The organism is Anabaena sp. WFMT (genome assembly GCF_051781005.1).
Lineage (GTDB): Bacteria > Cyanobacteriota > Cyanobacteriia > Cyanobacteriales > Nostocaceae > Anabaena.
In genome coordinates this window covers 200,210-218,663 of sequence record NZ_JBPWOA010000017.1, presented here as the reverse complement: position 1 = coordinate 218,663, position 18,454 = coordinate 200,210, and the positions used below count along the sequence as shown (strand labels likewise).

Here is an 18,454-nt window from a genome sequence, read left to right as displayed (position 1 = left end):
TCGCTTGATTTAAAAATCTTGATTGTCCTCAAGTTTGATTGAGTCTTTATTTTCATCAAAGTAACATCAACAAAAATTAAGTCATGGTGGAAAAAGGACAGCAATAATGCTTTCAGTAATTAATAACGCAATAACAGCCGATTATTCAGCACGGGATCAAAAAGGAAAAGTAGCCTTTTATGTACTCCTTTGGAAAAGACAAGGAATCTCTTTAGAGCTTTTTGATAACTATTGGAAAGACGTACACGGGCCAGTTTGTGCCAGATTACCTGGACAATATCAATATTGGCAGTTTCATGTAGCTCATAACCAAGGTGGCTTCTGTCCCGATATTCCCGGCTTAGACTACACCTGGGACTCAGAAGATAACTTCGATGGCATTGCAGAATTAACATTTGCAAGTGTTGCAGATCGTCAGACATGGTTCACAGCTTCTGCCATTCTGATGGATGATGAACACAACCTATTTCGTAAAGCCATCGGTTACAACAGCAGTCCTGGGAATTCGATTACTTATGTAGATAGAATTCCCACCGGTGATCCCAACGGTGAAACAGGTGTAATCAAATTTCACGTCATGGTGAAAAAAGCCAATGGCGCAAGTACAGAAGCTTTTCGTCGTTATTTAACAGAAACTTTTGCCCCCAAAGTTAGCAGTAGTGATTCCGTCCTTAAATTCCGATTGCATCTATTTGAAGCAGTAGATAATTCTCGTCCAGATGCAGCAGGAGTTGGTCATTATGAACCAGCAGAAAAGCAATATCATGCAGCTTATGAAATTGCCTTTGCTAATCATTTGGAAAGAGAGAAATTTTTTGCATCTGCTGAGTATTTAACAGCAGTAAAAGATGCAGCTAAATACATTAAACAAATCCAACCATTTCCTGAAAGAACAGCTTATACATTTGTTTACAATGCTCAGATGACCCTCGCTGGTCAACGCAGTTCCTCAGTAGCAGAACTGATCACCGAAATTGGCGCAGTTAATCAACTTCAAGAAGACATAGAATCTCTCATGCTAAATCAAACTCTTTACAGTCAACAAACTAACGGATTTTCTTCTTCCCAAGCCAGCCAAAGTCAACCAAAAGCAACGAAAAAGAGAACAAATTATTATACTGGCTTATCAGCAGATTATTCTCGCCCCGGTTTAGTGACTCCTTATGTAGCTAAAAAACTGATCGAGGATGCAGAAAGAATTGTTGCCATGAAAGAACCAAAACTCCCAGAAATTGGTCCTTATTACACCCTCGCGCAAATTGAACAAGAAAACAGAGATTGGTGGCCTACCCATTGTGAAGCCTTAAGACAAGGAAGAGGCGATATTTTAACTGGAGAATATCGTGATGATCTAGTTTATTTTTGTCAGGATGGACCATACCAAGGGTTAGAACAACAAAAAGAAAGAGAAAAACATTGGTGGGCATTAATTGCTCAACCAGGAGTGACAATGTGCTGGCCTATTGTCATGTTTTTTGGTGAACATACTTACTTTGAATGGAAGTGTGTGGATGATGAAACCAACGAAACTCTTGCCAAAGGTAATGTAACTTGGGTGCGTCGTGGTCATCGTGGTGCTTGCTATTTGAAGACTGAACAACTAACTTTCTATCGTGATGTTTTTGCGGCTCAGGAATTATTGACCTTGATTACCACCGCTTAATAATGGAACAGGAGCGAGTGTACAAAAACGCGGTTTTGGATGACCCTGAACTGCAACAGGGTTTAAAACAAATTAATCCTAAGTTTGGTGATTTTGTCATTCGGGTAGCAGGTGAAGCTTGGGGTTTACCGTTAATTGATCAAAAAACTAAGGCTCTGATTACCATCGCCATTGATGTTGTCAATCAGGATCATAGAGGTCCTGGAAACCCCTTCGCTGCTCATGTAAAAATGGCTCTCCAGCAAGGCGCAACCCGCGCAGAAATTGAAGAACTGCTGTTGTTCCTCTGTGTTTATGCGGGATTTAATAAAGTCGCTGCTTGCTTTGCTAACCTGAATTTGATTTTGGATCATGTCAATAGCACACCAAGGATAGCAGAAATGCTGACAACGAATCAAAAGGCAATAACAGCCGATTATTCAGCACGGGATCAAAAAGGAAAAGTAGCCTTTTATGTACTCCTTTGGAAAAGACAAGGAATCTCTTTAGAGCTTTTTGATAACTATTGGAAAGACGTACACGGGCCAGTTTGTGCCAGATTACCTGGACAATATCAATATTGGCAGTTTCATGTAGCTCATAACCAAGGTGGCTTCTGTCCCGATATTCCCGGCTTAGACTACACCTGGGACTCAGAAGATAACTTCGATGGCATTGCAGAATTAACATTTGCAAGTGTTGCAGATCGTCAGACATGGTTCACAGCTTCTGCCATTCTGATGGATGATGAACACAACCTATTTCGTAAAGCCATCGGTTACAACAGCAGTCCTGGGAATTCGATTACTTATGTAGATAGAATTCCCACCGGTGATCCCAACGGTGAAACAGGTGTAATCAAATTTCACGTCATGGTGAAAAAAGCCAATGGCGCAAGTACAGAAGCTTTTCGTCGTTATTTAACAGAAACTTTTGCCCCCAAAGTTAGCAGTAGTGATTCCGTCCTTAAATTCCGATTGCATCTATTTGAAGCAGTAGATAATTCTCGTCCAGATGCAGCAGGAGTTGGTCATTATGAACCAGCAGAAAAGCAATATCATGCAGCTTATGAAATTGCCTTTGCTAATCATTTGGAAAGAGAGAAATTTTTTGCATCTGCTGAGTATTTAACAGCAGTAAAAGATGCAGCTAAATACATTAAACAAATCCAACCATTTCCTGAAAGAACAGCTTATACATTTGTTTACGATGCTCAGATGACCCTCGCTGGTCAACGCAGTGCCAAAGTAGCAGAATTGATTAATAAAATTGGTGCGACTAATCAAATCAAAGATGATATTTTGTCCTTGATGGTTGGGGCGCAAACTAACGGAAAAGGTTTAATCAATAATGGTCAAACTGATCTAAAAAATAGCGCCTTAGCTACTTCTGGTTTAGGTCATTTGTTGCAAGGCGTTCAACACGTTGGTGTGACAGTTCATGACATGAGTCAATCCCTCGAATTTTACACAGAAGTATTAGGAGGGAAATTAGTAGTCGGTGAAAATGAGTTAGTGGGTGATGTCATTCAAAATACTCTTTTTCAACAAGAAGAACTAGATGCGATCGCTAAAGGTATAGAACCGAAAAACCTGCCTATTCCCCAACTGAGAAGCGGCAAAGAAGACGCATTAGATGTCAAATTTATTTCCTTTGGTAACACTGCGGTAGAACTAATCTACTTCCGCGAAGCGGGTAAACCTAATGCCTCTCATGCTTCAGTTCCCAGCAGTTCTTCTCACATTGGCAAAATCAATGCCATGCACATTTCCTTCAACGTTAAAGAAGGCGTTGACTTGAATGTTTTTGCCAATATGTTAGAAGCAGAATGTCACAAGCGGGGAATGACAAACGTCGTTTGTAACCGAGTTGTTAACGTCAAATCTGAAGCCGAAAGAAGAGAAGTTGCACTCAGATATAATTCTTTTAAATTTTGGAATGAACCAGAGTCTTTAGCAGCGGGTGAACCAGAAATAGACTGGAGTCATGACCCAATGGAAGGTTGGTCTTTGTTCTACTGCAAAGGACCAAATGGGGAACAATTGGAATTTAACCAAGTTACCCGTAAAGTTAAAACCAGCTTCCAACAAGGAATGGCAGAATATAACCAAGCCAACGGCACTACATTTACATTTCCAGAAGCAATAGTTACCAACTTCAATCACACAGGAAACGGCAAACATCCTCAAATTGCCCAGATGCAAAATCACACCTCTGGCAATTTAAAAGCAACCAATAATGGAACTATCTCCATGTCCAAAAAATTCCCCGGCACCAATACAGACTTAGTAAAGCGATTATTCTCCAGAGGAGAAGCTTTTGATTCCGAAGGTTTCATTACTTTCTTTACCGACACACCAGTTTATCAATTTGGTAACTTCGATGTCTGTTTGAATAAAGAAGCTATCAAAAAGTCAGCCGATGCTTTCTTCAGTCAAATTGATGCGGTTTACCACGAAATCAAAATGATTTGGGAAGTCGGAAATGTCGTCTTTGTCGAAATGGATGTCCTCTATTGGCGTAAAGATGGCTCAGTCATATCACTTCCTTGTAGTGACATCTTTCGAGTTGAAGGGGATAAATTCAGCGAACTGCGGATTTTCATGGATGTGAATCCCGTCTTTAATCCCACAATCTTTGTACCTCAATCTGCTTCTGTGTTGACAGTTAGCAAAGGACAGAAAATGCTTCCTCCCGACACAATGAGGAGACATTTTGCTGAACATCCTGAAGGTAAAGAAAGAGTATCCCAAGGATTTGTTCCCAAATGGTCAATTGCTGGACCAAAATGGCCTATCGGTGCTGAAAATACCCCCGCTTCCTCAGCACAATTAACAGCAGTTGGTGAACTATCAGCAGCAATCATGGCTGAAGATTGGGAAAAAGTCAAAACTTACCTGACAGATGACCTGTTTTATAAAGTAGGTTCAGGTGAGCCAATGTATGGACCAAATGCAGTTGTAGACTTCTTTAAACACACCTTTAAAACTACCGCTAAGTTTTATGGTCACGATGCCCGGAAAATCTGGATAGAACCAGACATCATCACCATAGAAATGGACGCTAAATATGAAATGGTGGGCAGTAAGAAACACGTAGTAGTAGCCTGTTGCGATATATATCGGATGCGGGGAAATAAGGTCAATGAATGGCGGGTTTATGCAGATATGACCCCGTGGCAAAACTGAACTGAAATAATTTAGGAGAATAGTTATGTCACATAAAGTAATAGATCTATTACAAGCAGCTTTTGATCAACCCAATCTACAACAGCAACTGCATTCTGCTGATACGGCTGAACAGTTTGTAAAAATTGCTAGGGAAAACGGCTATGAATTAAGCAAAGAAGAATTAGCATCAGCACTTGGTAAAGTCCATATAGTTTTTGGCCAAGTTGTGCAGTCAATGATGGGTGAGTTAATGGCACAAGGAGCAAATGATAACGCCGAAACTTCCAGTATAGAAAGCATTTCTGGAACTAATACAGATTTAGTAAAACGTCTGTTTTCCAGAGGTGAAGCTTTTGATGCTGAAGGTTTCATTACTTTCTTTACCGACACACCAGTTTATCAATTTGGTAACTTTGATGTCTGTTTAGATAAGGAATCGATCAAAAAATCAGCCGATGCTTTCTTCAGTCAAATTAATGCCGTATACCATGAGATCAAAATGATCTGGGAAGAAGGAGACGCGGTATTCGTAGAAATGGATGTAACATACTGGCGCAAAGATGGCTCAGTTGTTTCACTTCCTTGTTTTGACATCTTCCGAGTTCAGGGAGATAAATTCAGTGAATTGCGGATTTTCATGGATGTAAATCCTGTATTTGATCCCACAATTCCCGTTCCTGAATCTGCTTCTGTACTGACAGTCAGCAAAGGACAGCAAATACTTGCTCCTGGCACAATGAGAAGACATTTTGCCGAACATCCAGAAGGTAAACAAAGAGTAGCTCAAGGATATATTCCTAAATGGTCAATTGCCGGACCCAAGTGGCCTATAGAGGGTAATATGGAAATGCCATCAGAACAGTTACAAGCCGTTGGTGAACTATCAGCAGCAATCATGGCTGAAGATTGGGAAAAAGTCAAAACTTACCTGACAGATGACCTATTTTATAAAGTAGGTTCAGGTGAGCCAATGTATGGACCAAATGCAGTTGTAGACTTCTTTAAACACACCTTTAAAACTACCGCTAAGTTTTATGGTCATGATGCCCGGAAAATCTGGATAGAACCAGACATCATCACCATAGAAATGGATGCTAAATATGAAATGGTGGGCAGTAAGAAACACGTGGTAGTAGCCTGTTGCGATATTTATCGGATGCGGGGCAATAAGGTAAGTGAATGGCGCGTGTATGCAGATATGACACCTTGGGGTGAAGCTGCGGGTAAAGCTGTTTCTCTGGATAAGCAAAAGACTTCTCAAGTGTTTCCAGTAATTGTTGTGTTTGAAGTCGAAACATGGAAACAAAAAGAGCTTTTAAGTAGCATTGTTGATTACATGGAAAACCATGTCAAGCACCAACCAGGTTTTATCTCCTCCACTCTCCACAGAAGTTTAGATGGTACTAGAGTTATCAACTATGCCCAGTGGGAAAGCCCAGAATTCTTTAAAAATTCCATTGATGGTAAAATGCGATCGCTCGAGCCGAAAATATTCCAAGAACTATCTCCAGACGGACATCTGTACGAGATTTATCACCAAGCAATAACTTAAATTCTCTCTAAATCAAGAAATTTCTTGATATTTGAAATTCTTGATTTACGCAGCATTATGTATGGGTGAACATATTTTTGCCCTGATCTCTAAATTATCGGGTTTTGTCACTCATACATTTTTTACGATTTTCTTAATTGCCAGCATCACCAAGGATGAAAATTTAGATGACCATTGAAAACAAAGGCAAAATAGGTGTACTCATTGAAGAACATTTTGACGGTACAGAATTCCGTCGCTTCAATGAGTATTTCCCTGAACAAGGTTATGAAGTAGAATACATTTCTCATCTATGGGGTAATAAAGAACTACACTTTGGGTCTAACCCCGAAAATGATCAAGTAGAATTTCACGTTACTGTTACCACAGAAGTAAAAGATATTAATCCTGCGGATTATAAAGGTATTATTTGCATTGGAGCTTATGCAATGGATCGCCTGCGGTATCAAGTAAATGTTAAAAAAGGTCAAAAAAACCAAGCTCCCGCAGTTGTTTTTCTCCGAAAAGCAGCAAATACAGATAATGTAAAATTAGGAACTATCTGCCATAGTCTGTGGCTATTCTGTGCAGACCCAGACTTAATAAAAGGCAAAAAAGTAACCTGCGCTCATAACATTATCTGTGATGTAGAAAATGCCGGAGCAGACGTTATCTATGAAGGTGATGTAACTACAGATTTAGTCATTGATGGTAATCTAATCACAGGTAAACATCCCGGTATGGTAGACCAATTCATGGAAACTTTTGTCAAAGAAATAGAGAAAAATTAGTAATTTCCATACATCTTTAGCTCAGGGAATCTAAATTAATCAATTCTAAACAAAACGAGGAAATATTATGACGACAAAGGTAGATTTTACCTTTTCAGACCTAATCGCTGGCTATGTGACCGAATATGACGGTAACAGTGACACTTTTGGATTGAAAACTTCTGATGGCAGAGAGTTCCAAGTTAAGATTAGTCCGATGGCCTTTGCCAAACTAATTCAGAACTTTGATGAAGGCTATCCTGATGCTACTGGTAACATGAGATCCATGCTGTTACCCGGACGGTATTTATTTACTTATGGGGTATTTTACCCAGATAGCGATATATTCGATGCTAAACAGATAGTTTTTGCTGGTCGGCAAAAAAACGATTACGTTTTCGAGAAACAAGATTGGTGGGTAAAGCAAATTAATGCTTTGGGTAAATTTTATCTCAAAGCTCAATTTGGAGAAGGTGAATACGACTATCGCAACTATCGCACCACCCTCAATCTGAGTGGTATACAATCAACCACCAATTTCCGCCAAGAAACCGATACTATTTCCCGTCTAGTATATGGTTTTGCCACCGCTTTCCTGATGACTGGTAATGATAGCTTCCTCAAAGCCGCTGAAAGAGGTACTGAGTACCTGCGGGAACACATGAGGTTTGTAGACTTAGATGAAGGCATCGTTTATTGGTATCACGGGATTGATGTGAAGGGAGAAAAAGAAGATAAAATCTTCGCGTCAGAGTTTGGTGATGACTATTACGCTATCCCTGCTTATGAACAAATTTACGCCCTAGCCGGACCCATTCAAACCTATCGTTGTACCGGTGATCCACAGATTATGGATGACACCGAGAAGACTATTAAGCTATTTAACGAGTTTTTACTCGATAAAAGCGAATATGGTGGATACTTCTCTCACCTCGATCCATTAACTTTAGATCCCTTAAGCGACACCTTGGGACAAAATAAAGGGACTAAGAACTGGAATTCTGTCGGTGATCATGCCCCAGCTTACCTGATTAACCTCTGGCTGGCTACAGGTAAACAAGAATATGCCGATATGTTGGAGTATACCTTCGACACCATCGAAAAACGTTTCCCTGACTATGAAAACAGTCCATTTGTGCAAGAACGCTTTTTCCAAGACTGGTCTAAAGATACAAGTTGGGGATGGCAGCAAAACCGGGCTGTAGTTGGTCACAACCTGAAAATTTCTTGGAACTTGATGAGGATGCAAAGCCTCAAAGCCAAGGATAGCTATGTTAATTTAGCCAAAAAAATTGCTGATTTGATGCCAGATGTTGGTAGCGACCAGCAGCGTGGCGGTTGGTATGACGTTGTCGAACGAACCCTAGCTGAAGGTGAAGATACTTATCGTTTTGTTTGGCACGATCGCAAAGCTTGGTGGCAACAAGAACAAGCGATCCTAGCGTACCAGATTTTAGCAGGCATTCTCGATGACAAAGAATATCATCGTTTAGCTCGTGAATCCGCAGCATTTTACAATGCTTGGTTCCTAGATTTAGAAGAAGGTGGCATTTACTTTAACGTTCTCGCTAATGGTATCCCCTATCTGGCCGGAGGTAACGAACGGGGTAAAGGTTCCCACTCCATGAGCGGTTATCACTCTTTTGAACTATGCTATTTAGCAGCAGTTTATACCAACTTGCTCATTACCAAACAGCCAATGGACTTTTACTTTAAGCCCATCCCTGGAGGATTCCCCGACAATATTCTGAGAGTATCACCAGATATTTTGCCTCCTGGAAGTATCAAAATTGGTAAGTGTGAAATCGACGGAGAGCCTTACACCAACTTCGATGCAGAGGCTTTAACTGTTACCTTACCCAAAACCAACGATCGCGTCAAAGTTAAGGTACAGATTGTGCCTGTGTAACTATAGATGGAACAATGCGGTGAGGGGTGTTTTCCCCTCATCTCTAATTATGAATTCAGTGAAACTTACCAATAAATATGGAAATTAGCATCACGACAATTAAAGACGTAAAGGTAGCAGTACTTGTGGGCGATATAGATGCCAACACAGCATCATCTGTCACCAAAGAAGTTTTGCCTTTAGCAGAACCAGGCAGTAAAATTATCCTCGACATGACTAAAGTCCCTTATATGTCCAGTGCTGGCTTGCGAATGCTGCTGTCTCTGTATCGGCAAACAACCGCCAAAGAAGGGAAGTTATTATTGGTGGGTTTAACTGAAGAAATTATAGACACCATGACCATAACCGGATTTCTAGACTTTTTTACCACTAGTGAAACTCTGGAAAAAGGCATAGAAGCACTGACTTCTAAGTAACGAGTAACGAGTAACGAGTATCAACTCAGTTGTTTGAAGGTTTGAGCAATATACTTGTCCTCACCTATGTGACTACAGCTATAACCGGGAAATAAGGACTAGTAACAATGGAAAGAATTGATATTCATCCAACGCATACTTACGAGGGTTTTAAATTACGCAACGGTAAACCATTTCCCTTCGGTGCAACTCTAGTACCAGGGGGGGTTAACTTCTCTATTTTTTCGAGCCAAGCCAAATCCTGTACTTTGGTCTTGTTTAAGAAGCACGCCAAGGAACCTTTAGTAGAAATTCCTTTTCCTGAAGAGTTCAGGATTGGTAATGTCTATTGTATGGTTTTATTTGACCTTGATTATGAAAATCTAGAATATGGCTATCGCATGGATGGGCCAAATAATTTCCAGGAAGGTCATTGGTTTGATACCAGTAAAGTATTGATGGATCCTTACGCCAAAATTATTGGTGGTCGGGACGTTTGGGGTGTCACCCCAGACTGGAATGATATCTATCACCATCGAGCCAGAATAGGTTTTGATGATTTTGACTGGGAAAATGACCGTCCTTTGGAAATTCCTCCAGAGGATCAGATCATCTATGAAATGCACGTCCGCAGTTTTACCCGTCATCCTTCCTCTGGTGTTAAAGAAAAGCATCAGGGGACTTTTGCAGGTATCAGGGACAAAATTTCTTACCTGAAAGAGTTGGGTGTCAATGCTGTGGAGTTGATGCCCATTTATGAATTTGATGAATTTGAAAACAGTCGCCCTAACCCGCAAACTGGAGAAACCCTTTATAATTACTGGGGTTACAGTACCGTTGGCTTCTTTGCTCCCAAAGCTGGCTATGCAGCTACAGGCAAATTTGGGATGCAGGTTGATGAATTGAAGACGCTGGTGAAAGAATTACATAAAAATGGGATTGAGGTAATTCTAGATGTAGTTTTCAATCACACAGCGGAAGGTAATGAACATGGCCCAACAATTTCCTTCCGAGGCATTGATAATAAGACATACTATATGCTGACCCCGGAAGGGTATTATTACAACTTTAGTGGTACTGGTAATACTCTTAATTGCAATAACCCAGTTGTCAGGGGAATAGTGCTAGATTGTCTGCGTTACTGGGCATCAGAATATCATATTGATGGGTTCCGGTTTGACTTGGCAGCGATTTTAGGACGAGATCCTTGGGGCGCACCTTTAGCAAATCCACCCTTGCTAGAATCATTGGCCTTTGACCCAATTCTGGCTAAATGTAAACTGATTGCTGAAGCTTGGGATGCAGGTGGTTTATACCAAGTGGGTTCTTTCCCTGCTTATGGACGTTGGGCCGAATGGAATGGTAAGTACCGTGATGGTATTCGTAAATTCTTGAAGGGAGATGGTACTGTTGGGGATGCTGCCCAACGTTTGCAAGGTTCTCCTGATCTCTATGCTTGGTCTGGTCGTGCGCCGGCAACATCAATTAATTTCATTACTGCCCACGATGGTTTCACAATGATGGATTTGGTTTCCTATGATGGGAAACATAATGAAGCCAATGGCGAAAATAATAATGATGGCACGAATGATAATGATAGCTGGAACTGTGGCTGGGAAGGGCCAACAGATGATCCAGGGATTAATGCTTTGCGCCGTCGTCAGATTAAAAATGCTTTGGCAATGCTGATGGTGAGTCAGGGTGTGCCGATGATTCTCATGGGTGATGAGTTGGGACGGACTCAATATGGGAATAATAATACTTATTGCCACGATAATGATTTGAACTGGTTAGACTGGAATTTGTTAAAAACTAATGCAGATTTGTTTAAGTTTGTTAGACATTGCATTGTTTTCCGCAACGTTCATCCAGTTTTGAGAAATCAATGGCACTTCCAAAATCGTGATTATGTTGGCAGTGGCTATGCAGATATTACATGGCATGGCACACAGGCATGGAATGCTGATTGGTCTGATTCCTGTCGGACTCTGGCTTTTATGCTCTGCGGTAAACACGCAAAACAAGGAACTGTCGAAGATAATTATATCTACGTAGCAATGAATATGCACTGGCAAGCTCAGTGGTTTGAGATTCCCAGTTTGCCAGTAGGAATGAATTGGCATATCTTTGCTAATACTGGTGCTATATCACCGCATGATAGCTGGGAACCTGGTACAGAACCTAGACTAGAAGATCAATCAGGATTGCTCATGGGCGATCGCTCTGTGGCAATCTTAGTAGGTAAATAAATTACCATTTGGCTTGCTGAATAATTTGCTCTCTAGCAATTGTCAACTTGAAAATCGTTACTCACAATTCAACTACTAACAGGAAATTATGGCTTTTAACGCAACCCTAGAAACAAGTGATGACATCGCTAAAATTACCTTATCTGGAGAACTGGATGCGAGTACAGCATCAGAGTTAAAGGCAAAGGTAGAAGAGGCTGCTGCCCAAAATCCCAAAAGTTTGGTTTTGATGATGGCAGACCTAGAATATATGGCCAGTGCCGGACTACGGGTGCTGATATTCGCTAAACAAAAGATGGGTGCAGTGAATATTTACATAGTAGGCGCTCAAAAAGATACAGTTTTGGAGACGATTATCAAGACTGGTTTTCACCACAGTGTTATTTTGCTAGATGAGTATGACGCTGCAAAAATAGGAAAGGCGTAGAAATTTCAATAGACATCTCCGAAAAAGTAGAGATGTTGTCCGCAACGTCTCTACAAGGGTTGTAGAAAACGCATATTTAAATTCGGTCGATGTCTAATAGATCCCAATCTGCGTTTCTGAGCCGAGCGCAGAGATTCAATCTGATTATCCCAGGATACCAACACCACCTTATGTTATGGAAACTTTAACCGTATCGGGAACACTAGACTCTTTAGGAGCGATCGCTAAATATGTGATGACAGCAGCCGAGTCAGCAGGCTTGGATAAAAAATCCACTTATAAGCTGCGTCTGGCAGTAGACGAAATTGCTACCAATATCATTATGCATGGCTATGAAGAAGCAGGATTGACTGGTAAACTAGATATATCTAGCGATCGCCAAGAATCAACCTTAACTATCTGCATAGAAGATACTGGTGCTAGATACGATCCTTACGAAATGGTGACTGTCGAATCTGAAGAATTAAATAAGCATTTGGAAGAACGCCGCATGGGTGGACTAGGAGTATATTTGGCAATTCAGGGTGTAGATCAATATTTTTATCAACGAGTCGGAGAAAAGAATCGTAATATCTTTGTAGTCAATTGCCAATAGTCAAGTTATGGATGTTTGTTTAGGCTATGATATTGAGGTAATTCAGCCCCCATTAATCTAAGTTAACGCCGGTTAAGCAATTGAAAAATATCCACACATACAGGTTTTCAGCATCTATCTTTTTAGAAAACTCACTTTAAATTGACAGCTTGAATCATTTGCTTAGGGGAATATGAATTCTAACCATCAATCTCAACAACAAGTAGATTACCAAGAACTAGAAGCACTACGTCGAGAAGTAGCAGAACTCAGAAATGAAGAAGCTGCTTTTAATGCCCAAAGTAAGTTGCTAGAAAAATTAGTATCAATGGCACGCTCCTCCACAGAAGGAGAAGTACTAAAAGCAGCATTACAGACCACATTAGATGTCGCTACCGATCAAACTAAATCTGAAAAAGGCAGTCTATTTTTACTTGAACCTTCTGGGAAGGTAGCTGATGCAATCCTCTCACGCACAGAAGTAACAGCAGAAAAGCGGAAAAGCCTGATTGGTAGCGTCTTAGATCAGGGGCTTGCTGGTTGGGTGATCCGTAACCGTCAAATCGGATTAATTGCAGATACTGAGTGTGATCAGCGCTGGTTCACCTTTTCTGATCAGCCTTACATTGTCCGTTCTGCCTTAGCTGTTCCCATTATCAGAGGTGAAGAGTTACTAGGAATTATCACCCTATTACACTCTCAGCCAGGACATTTTAGCCAAGAAACAGCCAATCTCATGCTACTCACTGCTGACCAAATGGCTTTAGTCTTGGAAAATGCTCGTCTCTATTCAAAACTTGATAAATATTCCAAAGCTCTTGATGCTGAACTAGAAAAGGGACGGCAAATTCAAATTGATTTTCTCCCCTATGAACTGGTTAAACTTCCCAATTGGGAAATTGCATCCTGCTTTCACCCAGCCCGTCAGGTAGCTGGAGACTTCTACGACACTTTTGAACTTCCTAATAACCAGGTAGGACTGGTAATTGCGGATGTATGTGATAAAGGGGTGGGAGCAGCATTATTTATGGCTCTGATGCGAAGCTTAATCCGTGTCTTTTCTTCAGAAACTCAATTGCGCGGCATTGCCAATCAGGTTCTGCAAGAAAATCAGCCCAGTGGTGGTTGGATTGGGAAGTCTATCGCTACAAACTTAGCTCATGTCAAGGCGCTGCAAGCAGTTTCCAGAACTAATGAATATGTTGCCAAAAATCATTGGCAAATGAGTATGTTTGCAACCATGTTCTTTGGTGTTCTAGAGGCAGAAACAGGTATACTGACTTATATTAATGGTGGACATGAATCGCTGTTTGTTATTGATAAATCCGGCATTAAAAACACTCTAAAATCTACCGGACCGGCAGTGGGAATGATGCCGGGAATGAAATTTAAAATTGAGCAAATTCAGCTTGAACCTAGTGATATATTGATTGGCTATACTGATGGAGTAACTGAAGGCAAAAACCCTGAAGGTAAGTTATTCACAGACAAGCGACTGCGAGATATTCTAGAGCAACCATCCACTTCTGCTATTGATTTGCTGAATTCAATTAAAACTAATTTATTTGATTTTATTGCTGATGCACCACAGTTTGATGATATTACAATGCTCTGTGTGCGAAGGAAATGATTAATAAGGTTGTGGGGTATGGAGTTTAGGGTGTAGGCTATAAGGGTATCATGCAGCATATAGCCTGAAATTTTAGATGAAGGTAGCAGTTTTCAGTACAAAAACTTACGATAGGCAGTTTTTAGAAGCTGCAAATTCTCCGATTCAACATGAGTTGGTATTTTTTGAACCACGTCTAAATCGAGATACCGCCATCTTAGCGGCAGGGTTTCCCTGTATTTGTGTATTTGTCCATGATCAAGTTGATGCTGCCACTTTAGAAATTCTCGCTGCTGGGGGAACTCATTTAATTGCTCTACGTTGTGCAGGGTTCAATAATGTAGATTTAGCAACCGCAGCCAAGTTAGGAATTACTGTTGTCCGTGTACCAGCTTATTCACCCTATGGGGTAGCTGAACACGCGGTAGGATTAATTTTAAGCCTAAATCGCAAAATTCACCGTGCTTATAACCGTGTGCGGGAAGGTAATTTTTCTTTGAATGGGTTGTTAGGATTTAACTTGAATGAACGCACAGTGGGGATTATTGGTACAGGTAAAATCGGTCTGATTTTGGGACAGATTATGAAAGGGTTTGGTTGTCATCTACTAGCTTATGATGTTTATCGCAACCCAGAATTAGAGGAATTAGGTGGGAAGTATGTAGAGTTGCCAGAAATCTTCGCCAATTCTGATATTATCTCTTTGCATTGTCCCCTGATGCCGGAAACTCACCATTTGATTAATAGTGAAGCGATCGCTCAAATGAAACCGGGTATGATGATTATTAACACTAGTCGCGGTGCTTTGATTGATACCCAAGCAGTGATTGAGGGGTTGAAATCAGGTCAAATTGGTTATCTCGGTGTAGATGTTTACGAACAAGAATCAGAATTATTTTTTGAAGATTTATCTGGGGAAATCATTCAAGATGATGTTTTCCAACGCTTGACGACATTTCCCAATGTCTTGATTACAGGACATCAAGCTTTCTTCACAGCAGAGGCTTTACGAAATATTGCCGATACCACTTTTGCTAATATAGCTGACGTTGAACAAGGGCGTTCTTGTGCTAATCAAATCCGCCATCAACAGTAAAAAGCTTTTATATTCTGCTTTTGTTCATCATCAGGTAACTCTTCTAGTTCATTAGAAATTAGCTCCTGAAAATCATCATCACAATGAGTATGCAGATGAACTACACTCACTAGCAGTTCTGCTATAATGTCACCTTTTTGATCAGAGGTTAAACCCGGTAACTGTAGCTGATTAATTAGCGTTTGTACCTTCTGGCATTCTTCACCCAATTCAGTAATTAAGGTACTGAGAGTAGAATTAGTGATGGGAAGATTTTGTTCAGTAATCTGCATATTCATTGTCCTAATCTTTTCAGCTTTTTCTGAATGTTCTCTTCAAAAGTCCTAACCTCTTTTTCCCAATGCTTAATTAAACCCAGATCAGGAAAATCCTTTTCTAGTTCCAGTTTAAGCTTTTCTTTATGTTTGGCAATTTGCTTAAAGAAAGATTCTATAGCCTTTTTATGATTTTTATTACCCATCATTGCGAACGATAGGCAACCTGTAAACTGCGGACTAAAATCACCAAAGAAGCTACAGCCATTAACCCACCCCAAAACCAATAAGGTAACAACAAATACCTCTGCATTTGTGCTGTATCTGAAAGACCCAAGGGGCCAGCCGTATAACTAAATAGATAATTTAATTGATGGTATGTACTTACACAAGCTTGCACACCCAAAAACTGAATTGTAAAACCCTGTACCCAGGGAGGAGTTTTTAAACCTACTCCCAAAATAATTAAACCTAATACAGGAATTGCTATTAACCCAAACCAAGAACGTACCCAAACTAATGTAGAAAATAATAAGAATCCCCCTAAAATCTTTAAACTCAGGGAAGCTGTTTTAAAATGGCGGGAAGCGAGAATTAATGCTGCACCGGCGATAGGTGGCCCCATTGGCCCTGCGGCTGCAACCAAACCAGGGCCAATTGGCCCCAATGCAGAACTGATAGAGTAACTTGCTACACCAGAACCATTGCTGAAAATTTGTAATTTCTGAAAATTACCCCCCAACATCAAAGCCATCAAGCCGTGACCCATTTCGTGAAACCATGTTGCCAGGATGGTGAAGGGGTATAAAATATAATCCCCTCCAGGAAATTGCCATAAAATAGCAGTAGCGATCGCAGCCCCCACAAGCCAGGTTAACCCCATCCGTTCTACTTCTGAAGGAGCTTCTTGACTCAGGAAAGGTGGAAAGTCTTTTGGTTGTCGCATAAATTCTCAATTTATATTCGTAATTCGTAATTTGTAACTACATATTATTCATTACGAATTACGAATTATCAATTACCCATTATGCTGCTAAGAGAGTTGAAATAAGAAAGTCACCAAATCTCCCTTACCCAAGCTGATGCGATCGCCTGGACGTAAACGGTGTCTGTTCCCTGGTAACAGCGGCAAATTGTTAATATAAGTGCCGTTGGAACTACCCACATCTTCTATATAATGAGCATCTCCCTCGACACGGATATCTGCATGAATCCGGGAGACGATTTCTGAATTAGAAAATCCAGCAACATCAATATCTGGAGGAATCCGGTCATTAGGTTTACCGATATGAACTACAGATAGATTTTGTGGTAATTCAATTTCTTGATTACTTTGAACGTGGAATAGCCGGGCTATCACCTGCTGTAATTGTGTTCTAGAGGCATTTACAGCGGCTTCTGGTGGTGGAACTGGCGCGGGTGCTGGTTCCGGTTCTGGCTCAGGTTGAACAACTGGGGCAGGTTCCGGTTCTAGTGCAGGTGGTGCGATCGCTTCTGGTGCGGGTGCTTGTACGGGTTCTGGTGCAGGTGGTGGAACTGGCGCGGGTGCTTGTACGGGTTCTGGTGCTACTGCTACTACCGTTGGTGGTAGGGTAGAAAGGGCAGGAGGTTGAGCAGGAGCATTGAGTCCTAGAGCGTCTGGTTGTAAAAGTTCTAACATTGGGTCAGGAGACACCAATGGTGGTAATTCCACAGGCATATCAGGGGCTATAGTTGATCCTACTATTGTTGGCTCCGGTACAGCAGTATTAGAGTGCAGGTTATAGCCACACTGACCGCAAAAAGCAGCATCTGCCTGTACAGTTGCCCCACAACTGGGACAGTTAGTAGTTGCTGGTAAAGGCGTGTAGCAAGCTTCACACTGAACAGCGCCGTCTGGGTTGGGATGATTGCAATTCGGGCAGACGATCATGAATTTAAGCCTTTGTCAAGGTCATAGTAAAATATAGTACTGGCAAGCAGTTATTAGTTGTCAGTGTAAGAAGGCAATAGGCAATAAGGTAAGGTTATTTTCCCCGTTTCCCTGTTCCCTATTTCCTGTTCCCTGTCATCTACTGAATTTAAGGTTTGATTTCCAAACCTGCTGCTGCATCTAGCAGCCATAATAATTCCCCTTGGGGTTTAATTAAGCGAGATGGGTAGGTAAAATCATCGGCTACAGGGGCAAAAATTTGGGCTAAAGCTGGTCGTTTATTAGCACCAGCCACCGCAAAAATTACGCACCGAGCCGCGTTAATAAATGGGTATGTGAAGGTGATCCGGGGATTACCGTCTTTATTGCCCACAGTAATCAAGCGATCGCTTACATTTAGAGCTTCTGTATGTGGAAACAAAGATGCAGTGTGAGCATCATCACCCATTCCCAATAAAACTACATCCAATGCAGGCAAATTTCCTGGCGCAGAATTAAAAAATTCTTGCAGGTGCTTTTCATACTTAGCCGCATCCACCGCTGGATTAGCCGATAGGGTTGGCATAGCGTGAATATTAGCTGCTGGGATAGCAACCTGATCTAACCAGGCACGACGCGCCATCAATTCATTGCTATCAGGGTGATCTGGTGGTACATAACGCTCATCTCCCCAGAATACATGAATTTTATCCCAAGGTAGGTTTTGCTTACCTATTGCTTCGTACAACGGCTTAGGTGTACTACCACCAGATAAGGCAATAGTAAATTGCCCCCGTTCCTTAATGGCAGTTTCCAATTTAGACAAGATTAAATCTAGCGCCCGTGCTACCAGCGCTGGCAGATCCGGTAAAACTTCAACCGTTTTGTTCATGGCTTTATCATTACATAGCCGGCTTCCAGCAATACAATACCTAAC

The 18,454-nt window shown here is 41.1% G+C and carries 16 protein-coding genes; 11 read left to right on the top strand and 5 right to left on the bottom strand.

What is annotated here, in order from left to right; translation table 11 throughout:
* Window positions 1-106: 106 nt before the first annotated feature.
* The 11 genes from ACSQ6I_RS09825 (at window position 107) to ACSQ6I_RS09775 (ending at window position 15,372) form a co-directional block, all read left to right on the top strand.
* Complete coding sequence (locus tag ACSQ6I_RS09825; RefSeq protein ID WP_438890157.1) at window positions 107-1,663, top strand: EthD domain-containing protein; 1,557 nt, start codon at window positions 107-109, stop codon at window positions 1,661-1,663.
* Between the two features lie 17 nt (window positions 1,664-1,680).
* Window positions 1,681-4,830 (top strand): nuclear transport factor 2 family protein, encoded by a 3,150-nt coding sequence (locus ACSQ6I_RS09820; RefSeq protein WP_438890156.1) that lies wholly within the window; start codon window positions 1,681-1,683, stop codon window positions 4,828-4,830.
* A 25-nt stretch (window positions 4,831-4,855) separates the two neighbouring features.
* On the top strand, window positions 4,856-6,364 hold the full coding sequence (locus ACSQ6I_RS09815) for a nuclear transport factor 2 family protein (protein ID WP_438890155.1): 1,509 nt from the start codon (window positions 4,856-4,858) through the stop codon (window positions 6,362-6,364).
* A gap of 167 nt (window positions 6,365-6,531) precedes the next feature.
* Window positions 6,532-7,134: a DJ-1/PfpI family protein gene (locus tag ACSQ6I_RS09810; protein ID WP_438890154.1), complete on the top strand. Its 603-nt coding sequence runs from the start codon at window positions 6,532-6,534 to the stop codon at window positions 7,132-7,134.
* 67 nt (window positions 7,135-7,201) lie between these two features.
* The gene (locus ACSQ6I_RS09805) at window positions 7,202-9,022 is read left to right on the top strand and encodes an AGE family epimerase/isomerase (protein ID WP_438890153.1); all 1,821 of its coding nucleotides are present in this window, start codon (window positions 7,202-7,204) and stop codon (window positions 9,020-9,022) included.
* Window positions 9,023-9,099: 77 nt separating this feature from the next.
* Window positions 9,100-9,438 (top strand): anti-sigma factor antagonist, encoded by a 339-nt coding sequence (locus tag ACSQ6I_RS09800; protein ID WP_438890152.1) that lies wholly within the window; start codon window positions 9,100-9,102, stop codon window positions 9,436-9,438.
* A gap of 107 nt (window positions 9,439-9,545) precedes the next feature.
* Window positions 9,546-11,666, top strand: a complete 2,121-nt coding sequence (glgX, locus tag ACSQ6I_RS09795; RefSeq protein WP_438890151.1) for a glycogen debranching protein GlgX — start codon at window positions 9,546-9,548, stop codon at window positions 11,664-11,666.
* An 88-nt stretch (window positions 11,667-11,754) separates the two neighbouring features.
* Window positions 11,755-12,093: an anti-sigma factor antagonist gene (locus tag ACSQ6I_RS09790; RefSeq protein ID WP_438890150.1), complete on the top strand. Its 339-nt coding sequence runs from the start codon at window positions 11,755-11,757 to the stop codon at window positions 12,091-12,093.
* Window positions 12,094-12,268: 175 nt separating this feature from the next.
* On the top strand, window positions 12,269-12,688 hold the full coding sequence (locus ACSQ6I_RS09785) for an ATP-binding protein (RefSeq protein ID WP_438890149.1): 420 nt from the start codon (window positions 12,269-12,271) through the stop codon (window positions 12,686-12,688).
* A gap of 172 nt (window positions 12,689-12,860) precedes the next feature.
* Window positions 12,861-14,297: a PP2C family protein-serine/threonine phosphatase gene (locus ACSQ6I_RS09780; protein WP_438890148.1), complete on the top strand. Its 1,437-nt coding sequence runs from the start codon at window positions 12,861-12,863 to the stop codon at window positions 14,295-14,297.
* 76 nt (window positions 14,298-14,373) lie between these two features.
* Window positions 14,374-15,372 (top strand): 2-hydroxyacid dehydrogenase, encoded by a 999-nt coding sequence (locus ACSQ6I_RS09775; protein ID WP_438890147.1) that lies wholly within the window; start codon window positions 14,374-14,376, stop codon window positions 15,370-15,372.
* Here ACSQ6I_RS09775 and ACSQ6I_RS09770 read toward each other — a convergent pair.
* The 5 genes from ACSQ6I_RS09770 to pgl form a co-directional block, all read right to left on the bottom strand.
* Window positions 15,363-15,644 (bottom strand): hypothetical protein, encoded by a 282-nt coding sequence (locus tag ACSQ6I_RS09770; RefSeq protein WP_438890146.1) that lies wholly within the window; start codon window positions 15,642-15,644, stop codon window positions 15,363-15,365. The two genes, ACSQ6I_RS09775 and ACSQ6I_RS09770, sit on opposite strands and share 10 nt — an antisense overlap.
* Before the next feature lie 2 nt (window positions 15,645-15,646).
* A complete protein-coding gene (locus tag ACSQ6I_RS09765; protein WP_438890145.1) occupies window positions 15,647-15,835 on the bottom strand; it encodes a hypothetical protein in 189 nt (62 codons plus the stop codon).
* Window positions 15,832-16,572: a M50 family metallopeptidase gene (locus ACSQ6I_RS09760; protein WP_438890144.1), complete on the bottom strand. Its 741-nt coding sequence runs from the start codon at window positions 16,570-16,572 to the stop codon at window positions 15,832-15,834. Before ACSQ6I_RS09760 ends, ACSQ6I_RS09765 begins: the two co-directional genes overlap by 4 nt.
* 87 nt (window positions 16,573-16,659) lie before the next feature.
* The gene (locus tag ACSQ6I_RS09755) at window positions 16,660-17,538 is read right to left on the bottom strand and encodes an FHA domain-containing protein (RefSeq protein ID WP_438890143.1); all 879 of its coding nucleotides are present in this window, start codon (window positions 17,536-17,538) and stop codon (window positions 16,660-16,662) included.
* 148 nt (window positions 17,539-17,686) lie between these two features.
* Entirely contained in the window at window positions 17,687-18,409 is a 723-nt protein-coding gene (pgl, locus tag ACSQ6I_RS09750) for a 6-phosphogluconolactonase (protein ID WP_438890142.1), read from the bottom strand.
* Window positions 18,410-18,454: the final 45 nt, after the last annotated feature.